The organism is Clostridium sp., from assembly GCF_050717635.1.
Classification (GTDB): Bacteria; Bacillota; Clostridia; order Clostridiales; family Clostridiaceae; genus Clostridium_AD.
In genome coordinates this window covers 1-17,862 of record NZ_JBOITO010000010.1, presented here as the reverse complement: position 1 = coordinate 17,862, position 17,862 = coordinate 1, and the positions used below count along the sequence as shown (strand labels likewise).

The following is a 17,862-nucleotide window of genomic DNA, read 5'->3' as shown; positions in this document are numbered from 1 at the left end:
TAATAATGAAAACAATCTAGTGTACAAGTAAGTACACTAGATATAAAAAAGAGGTGATCTTCTATGCCACAAATAAGACCAATAACAGATTTGAGAAATACAAATGAAATATCTGAGATGTGTCATAAAAAACATGAACCTATTTTCATTACTAAAAATGGTTATGGAGATTTAGTTGTAATGAGTATGGAAACTTATGAATCCCAACTTGCTATAGTAGGAGTGTACAAAAAACTTGCTGAAGCTGAAGCACAGGTTTCAGGAGGAGTAGCGTTACTAGATGGTGAGGAAGTTTTCAAGAAGTTGAGGAATAAATATGCCAATAAATGAATACAAAATAAAATTTACACCAGTTGCTGAGGAAGACTTAGATCAGATTTATGAGTATATAGTTAATAAATTATTTGCAGGAACTGCGGCAAATGATCTGATGGAAAAAATAGAAACAGGGATAATTAGGTTAAAACAGTTTCCTTTTTCTTGTAGCCATGTATTAGATGAAGCATTAAAAACAAGAGGTTATCGTAGGTTTATAGTAGATAATTATATTGTATTTTATTTAGTTAATGAGTCTGAAAAACAGGTGGTAATAATGCGAATTCTATACGGAGCTAGAAATTATGAGACCTTAATGTAGTAAGTTCAGGGCAGCAGCCAGGGTATGTAGCAAGCTCAGCCAAGGCCTCGTAAGTAGTAACCATTAAACGGATTCGCTCCGCTAATATTATATGGAGTAATAGCTTTGATATAATTGAAAATTAAGTTTGTATTGATTTTATTAAAGAGCGTCAGTATTTGCAAATATAATCTGATTTTTTTATCTTTTACATAAAATATGTAAATTTTTGCATGTTGATAAAATAAAAGTATAATGATATAATTTTATTATAGTTGCATAAGATAATATAAATGGTGGTGTTAAAATGGATAAAGAAACAAAACAAATGTTTGAATTGATATTGTCTAAGTTAGACAATATGGAACAAAAACAAGATAGCATGGAACAGAAACAAGATAGTATGGAACAGAAACAAGATAGTATGGATAAAAGACAAGATGAAGTATATATAATGCAAAGAGGGTTAGAAGAAAATGCTAAAGTAACTAGAGCAGAACAAGATAAAATGATGCATATACTTTTTGACATACAAGGTAAAGTTACAAAATTAACTGGAGAAGTTGAAGAACATGAAAATTTTATTAGTCAAATAAGATCTATTAAATAATCTATTAAGCTCGGTACGATCCGGTCAAGGGCTCGTAAAGACACCTGTCTAGCAAGCTCGTCACTCCGCTCCTACCAAAAAAACTCTGGGGATGTGAACTTTTAGAAGCAAGTAAAAAATGGTTTCCGCTACGCTACACCCATTTTTTTACAAGGCGCCCCGGGGGCTGTGAACTTTTAGTGAACAGCATATGCGGAGCTAGGCGAAAATGGGACATTTGATGCGGATTTGTTAGAAGAGAAGCTGAGTAGAAAAGCTCTAAAACTCTGAAAAAAATAAGAACAAAAAACTTGGCGGTAGCCATGGGGTGAGACCAGTGAAATAATTAAATATATTTCACTGGTTTTTCTTCGTGAAGTTTAGATTTTATGACATTGTTAGAATATTCAATATAATGTTTTGATAAATAGATGTTTAAAAATATAAAAGATGATATAATTAAAGAAGGATAAAAACTTAAAGAAGATATTGGATTTATTATAAAACAGAATGATATTAGAAAGAGGTGAAGTTATATGCCATTACCACAAAATAATAAGAGTTATACTTATGAAGATTATTTAAAGTGGCCAGAGGATGAAAGATGTGAATTGATTGATGGCACACCATATATGCAAGCAGCACCAGCATGGCGGCATCAAGCAATTACTTTTGAGTTAGGTAGGCAATTTGGAAACTATTTGATAGGCAAGTCTTGTATAGCTTTTACTGCTCCATTTGATTTGATAATGTTGGATGATGTAACCGAAGAAAGTAAATCGAAAAATGTAGTTCAACCAGATCTTATAGTTATATGTGATAAGAGTGGATTAAAAGGTACTGGATACGTTGGAGTGCCAGATTTAATTATTGAAGTATGTTCGCCATCTACAATAAGAAATGATAAAGTTTTAAAGTTTAATAAATATGAAACAATTGGAGTAAAAGAATATTGGATAGTTGAGCCAGAAGGAAAATTTATAAGTATATTTACATTGCAGGAAAATAAAAGATATGGAAGACCTGAAATATATATAGAAGTTGATAAAGTAAAAGTAGGTATTTTTGAAAACCTTATAATTGATTTAAAATCAGTTTTTGAATAGCAAGCGCAGCTAAGGCCTCGTACCCCCCCTCGGGGGTTGTGAACTTTCAGTGAACAACATATGCGAAGCTAGGCGAAAATGAGACATTTGATGCGGATTTATTAGAAGAGGAGTTGGGTGGAAAAGCTCTGATACTATGAAAAGAAGAGTAAGAACAAAAAAACTTGGAGGTAGCCATGGGGTGAGACCAGTGAAATATTTTCTGTTGTAAAGGCTATTGAACATAGTAATACTACACATAAAGCGGAGTTTAAATCGATTGGTTTAAGTCAATAATTTAAAAAAAGAGAAGAGGTCGAAAAACGATAGATGGTTTTTTAATATTATTTAACTGAATGTTGCGGGTAAATATAAGGTCCGTGAAATAGGGTGACAGAGAATTGTAAGATAAGTTATTGAAAAAGAAATAACTTCCAGTTTTCATTATGGCCGCTATGGCCGTAACATAAACCTGGAAGTTATTTTTACTACTCGTTTGATTTTTCTAAACTGTTATAAGAATTTTTTGTCTTGTATTATTTCCTTGTCAAGACCTAATTTACTATTTTGAATCTTGGTTTTTAAAATATTAGGTTCTTCCTTGTGGTGATGAAGCTTTTCAACATCACCAGTAGTTTCTTTTTTTTTATCATTTTCGCTTTTGAAAACTGATTTATTTACGTACATATGAGCCTCCATTAATATAAATTTTATATTTCTTTATATTGCTCTTTTAAAAGATATATTATCCTAATTATTTTCCGATAAAAAATATAGTGCCCCTTTTCAAGGGCACTAATTTTTAAGCTACAGCAACAACACTAGTATCAGTGCTAACTATTTTAGCATCTTTCTTGCCAATTGAGTTACCATTAGCTGATTCAAAGATGTTCGTTGCAATGACTAAATCCATAAGAGCATTTACCTCAGCTTCGGTAACAGATGGAACTCCATCTCCATCAACTTTAATGCCATCCACAGATAACGTGAAATACTTACCTTCTGTTTGTGTTAAAAATCTCATAACTAATTTGTGCGTATCACTTTTCCTCCTTCTAAATTATTTGATTGAAGTTTCTTTTGAATTGGAACGACTATTCACTAACTAAGTTAAACTGATCTTCTCTGTCTAATCTGAATAATGGATAAGTTTTGAGGTTTGAGATAGCTTCTCCTACAGCAAATATGTCCGCGTCTACTGTAGCAACTTTTAGATTACTTAATCTTTTGGTTGCATATTTGTCTTTGCCTTTGCCTTTGATGTCAACTCCTACCTTCAAAAGTTTTGTGCGAAGTATTGGAAAATTAAAACCTAAAGAAGAGTATGAACAATAACTTAAAGTAAAATTAAAGTTATAAATAAAGTATCCGATAATTTATTAAACTAAGGTATTAGTAAAATGGATATAGGGAGATAAACTTATGAAAAAATGCAGCAAATTAATTTTTACTTTAGCAATAATATTATTTACTACAATTTTAGCTGCGTATCCATTAACGAAGGTACATGCAGCCACAGGTAGCGTTTCAATTAGACTGAGTGGAGCAGACAGATATGAAACATCTGTAAAAATAGCACAGTCGGGTTGGACAAGTTCTAACTATGCTGTTATAGCTACAGGAGAGGACTTTCCAGATGCGCTTTGTGCAGCTCCACTTGCGAAAAAAATAAAGGCTCCAATTTTGCTTACAAACAAAAGTATATTAAATGCGCATACAAAATTAGAACTTAAGAGGCTTAAAGTAATGAATGTTACAATCATTGGTGGAGTAGGCGCGGTATCACAAAATGTAGAAAATCAGATAAAAGCATTAGGTATAAATATTACTCGTATAGAGGGAGTAAATAGATATGAAACATCCGAAAAGGTTGCGCAACAGCTTGGAACAAGCTCGGAAATTGTTATAGCAACTGGCGAAGATTTTCCGGATGCGTTATCTATAGCTTCTATAGCAGCTGCAAAAAAAATGCCAATATTGTTAACACAAAAACTTACACTAGCATCTGAAATCAAAGATTATATATCATCTAATAATACTACAGTTACATATGTAGTAGGGGGAATTGGTGTTATAGCAGAGCGTCAGCTATCAGAGCTTAATAACCCCATAAGGTTATCAGGAAGTAACAGATATGAAACGAATGTAGCAGTATTAAAAAAATTCAGTTCTGAACTAAACGTCAAAAATATATTTATAGCTACGGGAACGAATTTTCCAGATGCACTATCTACATCAGCACTTGTAGCTTTATCGTCTTCACCATTATTACTAACGAGCTATACTCCCAATACAGCTACAAAAACGTATATAGCAAACAATAGGGCACTTGTTAATACATGTACATCTATAGGAGGAGTACGAATTGTACCTAATGCATTAGTAGAATTAGTTGTAGTAGGTCATATATCTGTTAATACACTGCCGAAAAATCCATTCCCGTTACCAAATGGAATGGTACCTAAAAGTACAATTTTCGCAATAGATATAGGGCATAATACAGCATATGATGGCGGAGCAGTAGGAATACGAAAAGAAGATGAATGCGCAAAAGAAGTAGGGTTACTAGTTATTAGCAAACTTACTAAATTAGGGTATAATGCTATTAATTGTTCACCTAAGAAAGTTATAACAAGTACAACTAACTCCTTGCAGCAAAGGTGTGACATAGCAAATGCTGCGAAAGCTAATATATTCGCTTCAATACATTTCAATTGTTTCAACGGTACAGTAAGAGGGTCAGAGATATTTGCAGGATCAAGTAAGACAGTGGAAAAAGCAAAAACAATACTAAAAAATTTAGAGATGTTAGGATATGTAAATCGAGGTGTAAAAGATAACTCTAGACATTTATATGTTTTAAGTCATACAAAAATGCCATCTATGCTTATTGAATGTTCATTTATAGATTCAGCAAGTGATATGGATAGGTATAATGCTTCTAAAATAGCAGATGCAATAGTAAATGGATTAATCAGAGCAGATAAATAAAACCAACATAAACTCGTAATTTTTTATTTAAAAATAGTAAACAGAAACTGCCAGCGAAATATTTAAATATATTTCACTGGCTTTTTTCGTCGTTTAAGCGTAACTTCACCACATTTATAAAGTATGAAATATAAAATATTATTTATATTGGGTGGGTAAACAGTAAAAATGGCGGGTCAGATAATAAACTTGGGTAAATATTAACCTAGGCAAAGGTGGGACAGGTATTTACAGTCAATGAGGCCGGCGAACTAAAAGTGTAGAATAATACAAAATATAAATTAAAATCCAGTATTCTTGTAGAAAAAGATTGAAAGGTGGCGAAAAAAATGGTAAGATATATAAGCTAAGTCAAACTATTCATATAGTTACATTCTATTGTAAATATGAATGATTAAACATGGAATTAAGATTATAACAAAAGTGAATTATTAGGGGGATATTGAATGAACAAACGATTGAAAATATTAGGTATTATCATATCAGCAACAATGTTGGTGGGAATGGTTGGTGTGGTACCTGTAAGAGCAGATATTTTATCCGTTGGACAAGTAAAATCCATAGTTTCAACTCATAGGTTATCTGGAACGAATCGTTATGCTACAGCTAACGCCATAGCACAAAAGGGCTGGATATCATCAGATACAGTAATACTTGCAAGCGGAGAAGAATATGCTGATGCATTATGTGCTGGCCCTTTAGCTGAAAAATATAATGCGCCACTACTATTAACTAAGTCCACTGGTATAAGTGATGAGACTTTAAGTGAGTTAGGTAGATTAAAGACAAAAGGCATTATAATCATAGGAGGTACGGGAGCGGTTTCTACAAATGTTGAGAATCAACTAAAATCAGCAGGATACACTGGTATAAGTAGGATTGGTGGTAAGACTAGATATGAAACTGCAACTTTAGTTGCAAGCAAACTAGATAAAGCTAATGCAGTTGTAATTGCATCAGGAGAAAATTTCCCTGACGCTTTATCAATATCTTCAATTGCTTCTAAGTTAGGAATGCCAATTTTATTATCAAAAAAAGATGGTTTATCAGATTTTTCAAAAGCTTATATTAAAAATAATAGTATAGAAAAAACATATATAGTAGGTGGACTCGGAGTTTTAACAGGAGCTATTGAAACACAAGTCCCTTCACCTAAAAGATTAGGAGGAAGTAATAGATATGCAACTAATTTAGCTATAATTAATTCATTTGAAACTGAGTTAAATTTTGATAATGTATATTTGGCTACTGGTGAAGATTTCGCTGATGCGTTATCTGGTTCAGCTTTAGCAGCCCAAACAAGTTCACCAATTATTTTAAAGAATAGGGCGCTTAATAGTGATGCAAATGCTTATTTAAAATCAAAAATGAATTCTAAATCAAATGTAGTTGCATTAGGAGGCAAATCTGTAATATCTGATATTATGGTTCAGGAACTAATAGATATTGTAGCAGCAATATTACCTGAGAATTCCATACCAACACCACCAGAAGGCTCAGGGAATAATGGTAATCAGGAATCGTCAGCTTCTGTTGTGGATCTAAGCGACGGAGAAAGCCATACAAATAATTATACGATTTTATCACAAGGAACTTATGGACATAGTTCCAAAACCACGACAATTACAGGAAATATAGATATAAATAAAACGGCAGCAACTGTAGAAGATGAAGTAATCCTACAAAACTTAAACATTGTTGGAGATTTGACTGTGAATTTTGGAGCAGGTAATGTAATTCTAAACAATGTAACAGTAAATGGAATTATAGTTAAAAATGTAGGAGCAAGTTCCCTTCATATTAGAGGTAACTCTTCAATTGGGCTTCTTACAGTAAATGACACAGACAATAATGCTCATATAGTTGTTGAAGAGGGTGCTAACATCTCTAATACTACAGTGCTCTCAGGTGCAAAACTTGAAGTAGCAACGGGTACACGAGCTTCAACACATGCTAATCCTTTTGAAAATATTAAGATAGCACCTGCTGCGGCGCCTACTGATGATAATGCAATAACTCTTGCGGGTGCTTTCACAAATGTGACTGTAGCAGCAGCTACTAAATTAACTTTAGCAGATAATGCTATAATATCAAACCAATTAAAAATAAATGCTCCTATTGAATTGAATGTAGCAAGTAATGCAAGTATTACAAAAGTAAGTATAGCAACGGCAAATTCAACTGATAAGGTTGTTATAAGCGGAAACTTAGATAACGTAGATGTAAGCAAAGATGTGGACATTGAAATTAAAACTGGTTCTGTACAGATTGCTTCAAGTACAAATTCAGTTGTAAAGATTCAAGTAGATGAAACCGCTACAGTAACAACAGGAAAAGATTCCAATATAGATATAACGGGTAGTGGTGAAGTAGTTCTTAAGGCAAATTTAAGTAATGATGCAGTAGTTATAAAAAGTTTTGATGTGGAAAATAATAATACTGATGAACTATACAATATTCCTGCTGCAATAACAGCTAAGGATTTAATTGACAATATTATAGTTTCTCCATTTGCAACAATGTCAGTAGTAGATGACTATTCTGGAAAAGAAGTAGATGGAAACACTTATATTACAGACTCAATGAAGCTGAGGATTGTTTCTGGAAGTGGAAATACTATAAATAATCTCAGTTTAAATTTTGAGTGGTTACGCGGTAATTTATTTGCATTAAACGGATTTGGTTATGATTCTAGCATGCATGAAGACCCATATACTTTGGATACTAATATAAATGAAGGGATAGTAAGCACTACAATTAAATTTAATAAACCTACAAATGAAACGGATGTAGATGGTTACTTTGTGGGTATAGAAGGAAGCAAGATTATTTCTAGTAATAATTATGATAATAAGCAATTGAGGAATTTTCCCATTTATAAAATATTTGTTGCAAAAGATAGTGCAGCTAATGGGAAATACTCTGTGAATTTAAAGGATATAAATTTAAAAGGATATAAAATAATAAACTTAAGCTTAACACCTATTATCAATAATAAAATATTATCAAATTACTGGGGTTCTATATACGATAATCCTTCAAATAAGGTACCAGCATCTTCAGAAGGCATTATTCTTTCACAGTTTGAAGATACTAATAGCACTAAAGGTATGATTGAAGGAAAAGTTTCATTTACAAAATCAACAGATGAATCAAATACTGGTTTTTACAGAGTAATGTTCCAGATAGGGTACAGTAACGTTAATGGTGGACCACACAACAGCGTATATGAAATTGGTGTTGTAGAACCAGGTGACGCAGTAAATGGAATATATTCAATAACAACAAAATATCCTATACAAGTAGGAGCAACAAACGATATAACAATACAAATAACTCCTGTTAGTAAGGCTGGATTAGAAGCTAATTATAATGAATGTGTAACTGGAAATATAAATGATAATCCGGCTGATACAGAAATCGTAGTTGAAGTCCCAAATTTATTTGCTGATGTGAGTGAAGACTATAGAGTAAATGTATCAGGAGCTTTACCTGGTTCAATATTAACACTTTATAAGTTTGATGGAACATCCTTTGTACCTTATGTTAAAAATGAAAAACTAGTAAAAGTTATTAATTGGAATAATTTTTCTGAGTTTGATAAGGTAGAGGTGGGCAGATATAAAGTGACACAAACAGCAAAGGGTATTGAAACAGCTAAATCGGAGGAAGTTAAGGTGAGGCCAATGAGACTTTCAGGTGTTTTCCAAACCTCAGATTCAAGCTTAAGCTTAATAAATGCAATAGACGGGTCTATTATAAAAGTCTATGATAAAAATAATAATGTAATTAAGACAACTACAAAGGAGGCAGGTAAAACACCTGTTATCATGGGGCTCACTACAGGATTATACTATGCTACTCAAACTGTAAGCGGGATTGAAAGTACTAAGTTTGTAGTGCCTATTGGCGTAGATTATACAATAGATGACATCAATAGCTCTGTTGTAGCTTCTTTTAATGCAGCAAATCTTAATGCAAGTATCACAGGGAGTACAATAACCGTTACTAAGAAGAATGTGGGACCAATAGGAGAAATTTCTATTGATACGGGTGCAGATCTTCCTATACATATAGGAGGAGATTTTGACGGTAATTTGATGCAAAAATTGTTTGGGGTTAATTATTTGGAAAACTTTAAAGCTGCAACTTTTACTATAAATTCTGACTACGACACCTTTATACAAACAACACATGAGATATATGTAAGTGCTACATACAATGGAGTGAAATCTCAATTGAAAATAGTATTTGAAGATTAGAATTTATCTTTACCAATATTAAATGTGCTAAATGCAAAGTTCAGCCAAGGCTTCGCAAAGACCTCCGAGCTAAGTGAACAAAGTGTTAACACAGTAGAGCGGCAGTTATGGTGTGAGACCAGTGAAATATTTAAATATATTTCACTGGTTTTTTCGTCGTTAAAGTGAGATGAAAATATAATAATTTCTTGAATAACAAGTGACTAACTTACTGGTATGGATTTTGTTTAAGAAAAGTTGAAAATGGAACTACTGAAATTGAAAGTAATCAAGTAAGCTTAGCCAAGGCATCTTAAATACATTGTACAAAAATTATACTATTAGGCTTTACTGCTGCAAAAGATGAAGTCTACCTTCACTATGTAAATATAAACAATTATATATTTATTGAATATTATATAAGGAATTATCATAAGCTGATTAATATAGTACAAGCTTGGTAATACTTTTAATATATGAAATAAGGTATAAGGTGGGGGTATAAAATGAAGAAAATAAAAGTTAAAGTTGGAATAGATAAAAGTAAATTTAAAAAAGGTGATAAACGGTTGATTGCTTGCGGTAAAAATTTTTAGTGAATGGTGACAGGCACTTGTAAAACAATGTAAAAAAAATAAAAATTTACAAATAGGATGTCTTATAGGGCATTCTTTTTTAGTTATTGTATAAGTATCCATCTTTAAGGGGTGACAGGCACTTGTATTATAATGTAAAAAATATTGCAAAATAAATACAGTGATGATATAATTTAATTTGAATACAAATTCTAACATAAATGTATTAAAATATAATTATGTTGATTAGTATTTAAAACACTGAATTGGGGGTAAAAAGATGAATAAACTATCACGCAAGTTTATTTCAGGGATGCTGACACTAATGATGATTTTTACATTAGTTAGCGGAACGGGAACTAAACAAGTATTCGCAACGGGGAATGATTCACAAATTACAGAAGCAAGAGCTTCACTTGTAAAAGCAATAACCAAGGCATATTCTGAAAAGGATAATGAAAACTGGTTGAAGAGCAAATATGGACAAGGCTTTATTAAGGATGAAAGCGAAACAGCTAAGGTTGATCCGAACGAAGTAGTAAGAGTTATTGTTCAATTAACAGATAAGCCTGTGGCTGAAGCAGGTGCTAAAAAGTTACAATCATTACAAGCAGCTCAGAATACAATAAAAGCTAAATCTAAAACATTAAAAAATGTAGAGATAAGACACACCTATACTAATTTAATAAATGGATTTAGTATGACAATTGTGAGAAGTGAAATTGATAAAGTTAAAGCTATGTCTGGAGTTAAGAGTGTTACTCAAGCAACTAAGTATTATCCAGATATGACTACTGCTAAATCATTAACACAAACTTATGAAGCATGGAATAACCCTAACTTTAAGGTTAAAGGTGAAGGAATGGTTGTTTCAATTATTGATACAGGAATAGATTGGGAACACAAAGACATGATATTATCCAATTCAACAAATGAAAAGCTTACAAACAAAACTCCTGTTGGACCTGGAAAATATTATTCGGAAAAAGTTCCATATGGATATAATTATGCTGAAATGAATAGTGACGTAAAAGATACAGGTACTATGCATGGTATGCACGTTGCAGGTATAGTTGGAGCAAATGGTCCTGAAGCAGAAGTTGCTGCTGGTAAAGCTATACAAGGAGTAGCTCCAGAATGTCAACTTTTGGCAATGAAAGTATTCGCAAATGATGATGCAATAGGTGGAGCATATACTGATGATATTATTGCCGCTATTGAAGATTCAGTTAAACAGGGTGCAGACGTTATTAACATGAGTTTAGGTTCTAATTCAGGGTTCCAAGACGCTGACCAACCTGAACAAAAGGCTATAAAAAACGCTACTGACAAGGGTGTTATGGTAGTTGTATCTGCAGGAAACTCTCAATACAATACAGCACCATACAAATTTGGTGAATTGTATGATACAGGAGTTGTTGGTTCGCCAGGACTAACTAAAGATACATTACAAGTTGCATCTTCTGAAAACTCTAATCTTACTGCAACATCTTTTGAATATGAGATTAGTGGTGTTAAAGCTAGAATGCTACATGCATTTACAGAAGCACCAAAAGATCCAGCAGTGGTATTTAAAGGACAAAAATTACAATTGGTTGACTGTGGACAAGGAGGTATTTTACCAGAAGATTATCAAGGAAAAGATTTAACAGGTAAAATTGCAGTTGTTGAGTGGGGTCATGGACTAGGTAGTAAGGGTCTAAGAACCGCTGCAATGAATGCTGGTGCTGCAGGTGCTATAATATATGGACCAGCAGGTGATGAAGCTATGCATGGTATGTACGTTGATTCAACTTTAGTGCCAGCAGCTTGGGTAGCACACTCTGATGGATTAAAACTTATAGATGGAATAGCTACTGGAATAACTGTAAGCTTTGACGGAAAGCAAGGAAATGGGTTAAATCCAAATGCCAATGATATGTCAGACTTTACATCATGGGGACCAACTCCAAGCTTAGATTTCAAACCTGAAATCACAGCTCCGGGTGGAAACATATGGTCAACAGTTAATAATAATAACTATGAAAATATGTCCGGTACCTCTATGGCGGCTCCTCATGCGTCTGGTGCAGAGGCGTTAGTTATGCAAGCAATAAAAAAATCAAATCCAAGCATAACTGGAAGAGACTTAGTAGAACTTGCAAAAACAACTTCAATAAATACATCTAAAACTCTTATGGATAAAGCACATCCAGCAGTACCTTATTCACCAAGAAGACAAGGCGCTGGAATAGTTCAAATAAACGATGCTATAACAAATTTAGTTACTATAACAGATACTAATGGAAGTGCAGCAGTAGCATTAAAAGAAATAGAAAAAACAAAGACATTTACTTTAAATTTAAAAAATTATGACGCTACCCCTGTTACCTATACTATAGGTGATATTGGTGGAGTGTTAACTGAACAAAATGAAGGGTTTATTACCAGTATGTCATATGATGTTAAAATTGCTGGAGCGACTACTACATTTGATAACAATAGCGTAACTGTACCTTCAAATGGAACAGCTACAGTTAATGTTACAATTACATTACCAAATGACTTTGCAACAGAACAATTCGTTGAAGGGTTTATAAAGTTTACATCAACTGATAAACCATCTTTAGTTGTTCCATACATGGGATTTTATGGTGATTGGTCTTCACAAGAGACTATTGATAAGCCGGTTTGGGATCCAGAATGTTACTTTGGTTACACAGAAATGCTTACTTTAGGTGATGACAACAATACACTCAATTATCTTGGATTTGATGGTAAGGATAAAGATGGTAATACGATTATAAATCCAAATAAAATAGCAATTTCACCTAATGGTGATGGAATGAATGATAATGCATTCCCATTGTTATCTTTCCTAAGAAACGCAAAGACAATGAATGTACAAGTACTAGACAAAGATAATAAAATAGTAGCGCAAATTGCTGCAGACAGTAATATTAGAAAGAATGTATTTGCTGAGAAGAATAAATACAACCAAAGTATGAACTGGATGTGGGACGGGAAAGTTCTGAACCCAGCTACGGGTGAAATGGAAGCAGCTAAAGATGGACAATATAATATAGATTACGTTACAAAGGTTGATTCTTCAACTGCAAAAGAGCAACATTTTACTATACCTGTAAAAGTTGATTTAACAGCTCCAGAGATTCTTTTAAAATCATCTACAAGCTCAGACTCAACGACTTATAAATTAGAATGGGAAGTAAATGATATTCTTTCAGGAGATGCTGGCATTTCAGGAATAGTACTAAATGGTGTTGAACAAAAGGGTATAAAAGTAACTAACACTGAGGGTGTTTATAGCTGTGATTTAACACTTGAAAAGGATACAATAAATACAATCGATATTCTTACTGCAGATAATGCATTAAATATTGCGATGAAAACAATAATGATTAAAGAAGGAAGTGTTCCTTTTACGTTAACTTTTGATAATTTAGAGTCAAGAATGTTAGTAAATAAAGTTGACTTAAAAGTAACTGGTAGTGTTAGTTATGTTCCAGGTGAATTTAAGATAAATGGCTTAGATGTAGATATAAAAGATGATTTAACATTTAGTACTGATCTTAAATTTGTAGAAGGAAGAAATACAGTGTTAGTATATGTTGTTGACATTGATGGAACCACAAAACTTAAAGATTTTTCATATAAACTAGATTGTGACACAATTGCACCAGTATTGACTTTAACTTCACCAATAATCACAAGTGATGGTAAAGCACATACGGATAAAGGTATAATTACAATCGCAGGTAATGTTTCAGATAACACTATTGGTTATAAGTTATACATTAATGGAAATCAGAAAATGTCTGTTGAATTAGATGGGGAAGCGGGGAACGCAGCAACAGAAAAAAGCTTTAGCTATGAAGTCCCAGTTACCAATAATTCAAATATAATAATTAAAGTAGTAGACTTATTTGGAAATGAAACTATTAAAAATATCAATGTAGTAATTGATGTTACAGTGCCAGTAATAACAACATCAGTAGAAGAAGGTAAAATATATAATGTCGATGTCACTCCAGTAATTACTACTGATGATAATGCAGATATAGTTACTATGACACTTAATGAAAAACTATATAATGGTGAAGCTATTACAAAAGATGGCAACTATAAATTAATAGTAACTGCTGTAGATTTAGCTGGAAATAGTTCAACTATGACTGTTAGTTTTATTATTGATAAAATAGCTCCAATTATAACAGTAACAGGGGTTGAAGCTGGTAAAACATACAACACTAATGTTACTCCAGTATTCAAAGCTAATAAAGGTACAGTTACAGCTACATTAAATGGTATAGAATATAATGGTAAAGAAATCACAGCTGAAGGTAACTATAAATTAATAGTAACTGCTGTAGATTTAGCTGGAAATAGTTCAACTATCACTGTTAGCTTTACTATTGATAAACCAGCCCCAATAACAACTCAAGTTACAGATTCTACTATCATTCCGAAGACAGAAGTAAATGAACAAAGACTATCTGGAGCTGACAGAATAGCAACCTCAATTGCTATTGCAAAAGAGCAATATAAGACTACTAAGCCAGATGCAGTAGTACTGGCTACATCAAATGAGTTTGCTGATGCCTTAGCTGGTTCAGGACTCGCATATAAAAATAATGCACCACTATTATTAGTTAATAAAACTGTTAAAAATAGTCAAGCAGTGCTTGATTACATCAATACTAATTTAAGTAAAGAGAAAAATGTTTATATACTAGGAGGAACTGGTGTTGTTAGCAAAGAAATTGAAGATTACCTAACAGCGCAAGGATACAAAGTAATCAGACTTGGCGGTAGAGACCGTTATGAAACAAATCAAAAAATTGTTGATTATTTAAATGTAGCTAAAGGTACTAGTATGGTTATTGCAACTGGAAATGATTTTGCAGATGCACTTAGCATATCAAGTATAGCTGATATCAAAGGATTCCCTGTATTGTTAAACAGTAAGAATAATCTTTCAGATAGTACAAGTGACTATATAACTAAGTTACAACCAACAACTGTTTATATTGCAGGTGGAACTGGAGTTATTAGTGCTAATATTGAAGCTCAGATTAAAAAGCTTAATACAAATATACAAATAGTAAGACTAGGTGGAACAGATAGATATGAAACATCAATGATGATTTTAGAGCATTTTAATCTACCTACAACTACTATTGCTGTAGCTACTGGAAAAGATTTTCCTGATGCTTTAAGTGGATCAGTATTAGCTGCAAGAAATAATTGTGGTGTTCTACTTTTGGACAACAAGAATGTATCTAAACAGAAAGCTTTGTTAAGTAAACAAAAAATAACAAAAGTAATTATATTTGGTGGAGAAGCGGTAATAAGTAATGATATTTTAAAATCATTATTTTAGGGACAAGTGGTGACAGGCACTTGTAAAATTAGTAAGGCTTGGCGGTAGCCAGGGAGTAGAAACTGTGGGCATTTAATAGATGTCCGCAGTTTTTTATTCTCCATGGGTGACAGGCACTTGTAAAATGTTGTATTCAATTGATTATATTAAAGATCATTTGAAAAAAGATGGTACAATATATATATTGGGAGGTATAGGTGTAGTCAGTAATGATTTTGTTAATCAATTTAACACTTTAGGATTCAAAAATATTATTAGATTAGGTGGTATAGATAGATTTGATACAAATAAGAAAATCATAGATCAGCTTGCATCAAGCAAAGGAACACCAATTATAATAGCAAATGGATATGATTTTGCTGATGCTTTAAGCGTTTCAAGTATTGCAGCAATTAAAGGATATCCTATTTTTATGTCCAATACCAAAAGCATACCTGAGAGCATTAAATCTAAAATTAGTGAGTTGCAGCCATCAAAGGTGTATATACTAGGTGGAATTGGTGCATTAACAGAGGATATAAAAGATCAAGTAAAGTCGTTAACATCATTAACGGATGCAGATATACTGAGGATAGGGGGAGCAAATAGGTATGAGACATCACTTAATATTTGCAATACGTTTAAGCTTAATACTGATACCATAGTTATTGCAAACGGTGAGCAGTTTCCAGATGCATTATCAGGAAGTGCTTTAGCGGCTAAAAGAAATTCCCCAATTATCTTAACTAATGGGAAAGATATTGCTAAGCAAAAGGAATACATTGATAAATCTGATTGCACAAAAATCATACTATTAGGCGGTACTGCGGCTATAGGTAAGAGCGTAGAAGATAAGTTTGATAAAGTAGTCGGTAATACAGAGCCATCTCAAGGAGGGGGCAGTACTAATCCAACAACTGATAATACAAATATCGTATTAAAAGCTAAAAGGACGTTTGGAATACCTGAATTGCAGTGGAATGCAATAGAGGGTGCCTCTTATCAAGTTAAAAGAGGAGAGGATAAAGAAAAATTAGAGATAGTGGCAGAAAATATAACCGAAAATAATTTTACTGATGTGAATAGCACAACAGAAAAACAATACTTTTATAGTGTAACTGCAAAAAAAAGTGGGAAGGATTTATATACATCTAATTTAGTTTTGATTAAGGCATTTATAGATAGTGATAAAGATGGACTTTCAGATGAACAGGAAGTAATTTATAAAACAGAACCTAATAATCCAGATACAGATGGAGATAAGTTGACTGATGGGTTAGAGGTGCTTTCATTTTACACAAACCCATTAATAAAGGATACAGATGGAGATAGGCTTTCAGACTATGAAGAGGCAACAATTACAGTGACAAATCCAGTCAAAAAAGATACGGATGGAAATGGAATTACCGATGATTTGGAGGATATTGATAAAGATACACTTAATAACTATGATGAAATGCAGTTAGCAAGTAATCCGAATTTAGATGATTCAGATTTTGATGGATTAAAGGATGCTGATGAAAAACAAAGAGGGACGAATCCTAACAATATTGATACAGATGAAGATGGATTGTCAGATTTTAAAGAAGTAGAATTAGGAACAAATCCTCTTATTAAAGATACTGATGGTGATGGAATTTTAGATGGTGATGAAGTATTTAAAACAAAGCTTTCAGCAGAAGGGGTAAACGTTGATGACAAAGTAAAACCTACATTAGAGTTAGACTTAAAGGGAAGTCAGATTGGGACTTTAAAAATTGACATAATAGATAAAAGTGATTTGTTTTTATCGAGTGATATACCAGGGTACATTGGAAGTGCGTATGAATTTGCTGTTGATGGCACATTTACAACTTCAAAGTTAACTTTTGAATTTGATAGTGCGCTATCAGCTACTACAGGATTTACACCTAGAATATATTATTTTAATGAAGAATTACAAATGTTAGAAGAATTAGAAAATCAAACGGTTATAGGTAACACGGTATCTGCGGATTTAACGCATTTTTCAAAATATATATTACTAAACAAAATTGAATTTGATAAGGTTTGGGAAGAAAAAATAAAGCCACCAACAGAAGAAGGAACGCAGGCTGATTCTCTTGATATAGCGCTAGTCCTTGATTCGTCTGGTAGCATGGTTGATAATGACTACAAAGATATTCGACTAGATGTAGCAAAGGCATTTGTTGATAAACTTACAGATAAGGATAGAGCAGCAATAGTTGATTTTGATTACAGTGCTATTTTATTATCAGCATTCACATCAGACAAGGAAGTAACTCATACTTCGCAGGAGAAAAATGCCTGCAACCCCTTATGTATAAATACTTGTGTAGCTTAAAATAGCATTAATATTTGCTTTTAAGCTACTTTTTTAACATTAAATTTCTCAGCAAAATGTTT

General features: G+C 32.7%; 11 protein-coding genes. 8 read left to right on the top strand and 3 right to left on the bottom strand.

Features of this window, described 5'->3' with window-relative positions; translation table 11 throughout:
- Positions 1-63: 63 nt before the first annotated feature.
- The 4 genes from ACREWB_RS04745 (at position 64) to ACREWB_RS04730 (ending at position 2,311) form a co-directional block, all read left to right on the top strand.
- The gene (locus ACREWB_RS04745) at positions 64-330 is read left to right on the top strand and encodes a type II toxin-antitoxin system Phd/YefM family antitoxin (RefSeq protein ID WP_431546342.1); all 267 of its coding nucleotides are present in this window, start codon (positions 64-66) and stop codon (positions 328-330) included.
- The gene (locus ACREWB_RS04740) at positions 317-637 is read left to right on the top strand and encodes a type II toxin-antitoxin system RelE/ParE family toxin (RefSeq protein WP_431546341.1); all 321 of its coding nucleotides are present in this window, start codon (positions 317-319) and stop codon (positions 635-637) included. The genes ACREWB_RS04745 and ACREWB_RS04740 overlap by 14 nt, the downstream gene beginning before the upstream one ends.
- 286 nt (positions 638-923) lie before the next feature.
- Entirely contained in the window at positions 924-1,226 is a 303-nt protein-coding gene (locus tag ACREWB_RS04735; RefSeq protein ID WP_431546340.1) for a hypothetical protein, read from the top strand.
- Between the two features lie 515 nt (positions 1,227-1,741).
- Positions 1,742-2,311: a Uma2 family endonuclease gene (locus ACREWB_RS04730; RefSeq protein ID WP_431546339.1), complete on the top strand. Its 570-nt coding sequence runs from the start codon at positions 1,742-1,744 to the stop codon at positions 2,309-2,311.
- Between the two features lie 492 nt (positions 2,312-2,803).
- On the opposite strand, the gene ACREWB_RS04725 is transcribed toward ACREWB_RS04730, so the two are convergent.
- From ACREWB_RS04725 to ACREWB_RS04715, 3 genes are all read right to left on the bottom strand, one after another.
- Positions 2,804-2,977, bottom strand: a complete 174-nt coding sequence (locus tag ACREWB_RS04725) for a hypothetical protein (protein WP_431546338.1) — start codon at positions 2,975-2,977, stop codon at positions 2,804-2,806.
- A 115-nt stretch (positions 2,978-3,092) separates the two neighbouring features.
- Positions 3,093-3,314: a DUF2922 domain-containing protein gene (locus ACREWB_RS04720; RefSeq protein ID WP_431546337.1), complete on the bottom strand. Its 222-nt coding sequence runs from the start codon at positions 3,312-3,314 to the stop codon at positions 3,093-3,095.
- A 70-nt stretch (positions 3,315-3,384) separates the two neighbouring features.
- Positions 3,385-3,570, bottom strand: a complete 186-nt coding sequence (locus tag ACREWB_RS04715) for a DUF1659 domain-containing protein (RefSeq protein ID WP_431546336.1) — start codon at positions 3,568-3,570, stop codon at positions 3,385-3,387.
- A gap of 142 nt (positions 3,571-3,712) precedes the next feature.
- Here ACREWB_RS04715 and ACREWB_RS04710 point away from each other — a divergent pair, with 142 nt between their 5' ends.
- The 4 genes from ACREWB_RS04710 to ACREWB_RS04695 all read left to right on the top strand — a co-directional run bounded on the left by ACREWB_RS04710 (position 3,713) and on the right by ACREWB_RS04695 (position 17,800).
- A complete protein-coding gene (locus ACREWB_RS04710) occupies positions 3,713-5,281 on the top strand; it encodes a cell wall-binding repeat-containing protein (RefSeq protein ID WP_431546335.1) in 1,569 nt (522 codons plus the stop codon).
- Positions 5,282-5,727: 446 nt separating this feature from the next.
- Entirely contained in the window at positions 5,728-9,543 is a 3,816-nt protein-coding gene (locus ACREWB_RS04705; RefSeq protein WP_431546334.1) for a cell wall-binding repeat-containing protein, read from the top strand.
- A gap of 834 nt (positions 9,544-10,377) precedes the next feature.
- Positions 10,378-15,477: a cell wall-binding repeat-containing protein gene (locus ACREWB_RS04700; protein ID WP_431546333.1), complete on the top strand. Its 5,100-nt coding sequence runs from the start codon at positions 10,378-10,380 to the stop codon at positions 15,475-15,477.
- A 79-nt stretch (positions 15,478-15,556) separates the two neighbouring features.
- Entirely contained in the window at positions 15,557-17,800 is a 2,244-nt protein-coding gene (locus tag ACREWB_RS04695; RefSeq protein WP_431546332.1) for a cell wall-binding repeat-containing protein, read from the top strand.
- Positions 17,801-17,862 lie beyond the last annotated feature (62 nt).

What these genes read in the sequence shown, in the direction of transcription:
- ACREWB_RS04720 (WP_431546337.1), bottom strand. Translation starts at nt 3,314, where the DNA reads ATGAGATTTTTAACACAAACAGAAGGTAAGTATTTCACGTTATCTGTG.
- ACREWB_RS04735 (WP_431546340.1), top strand. Translation starts at nt 924, where the DNA reads ATGGATAAAGAAACAAAACAAATGTTTGAATTGATATTGTCTAAGTTA.
- ACREWB_RS04705 (WP_431546334.1), top strand. Translation starts at nt 5,728, where the DNA reads ATGAACAAACGATTGAAAATATTAGGTATTATCATATCAGCAACAATG.
- ACREWB_RS04710 (WP_431546335.1), top strand. Translation starts at nt 3,713, where the DNA reads ATGAAAAAATGCAGCAAATTAATTTTTACTTTAGCAATAATATTATTT.
- ACREWB_RS04700 (WP_431546333.1), top strand. Translation starts at nt 10,378, where the DNA reads ATGAATAAACTATCACGCAAGTTTATTTCAGGGATGCTGACACTAATG.
- ACREWB_RS04695 (WP_431546332.1), top strand. Translation starts at nt 15,557, where the DNA reads ATGTCCGCAGTTTTTTATTCTCCATGGGTGACAGGCACTTGTAAAATG.
- ACREWB_RS04745 (WP_431546342.1), top strand. Translation starts at nt 64, where the DNA reads ATGCCACAAATAAGACCAATAACAGATTTGAGAAATACAAATGAAATA.
- ACREWB_RS04730 (WP_431546339.1), top strand. Translation starts at nt 1,742, where the DNA reads ATGCCATTACCACAAAATAATAAGAGTTATACTTATGAAGATTATTTA.
- ACREWB_RS04725 (WP_431546338.1), bottom strand. Translation starts at nt 2,977, where the DNA reads ATGTACGTAAATAAATCAGTTTTCAAAAGCGAAAATGATAAAAAAAAA.
- ACREWB_RS04740 (WP_431546341.1), top strand. Translation starts at nt 317, where the DNA reads ATGCCAATAAATGAATACAAAATAAAATTTACACCAGTTGCTGAGGAA.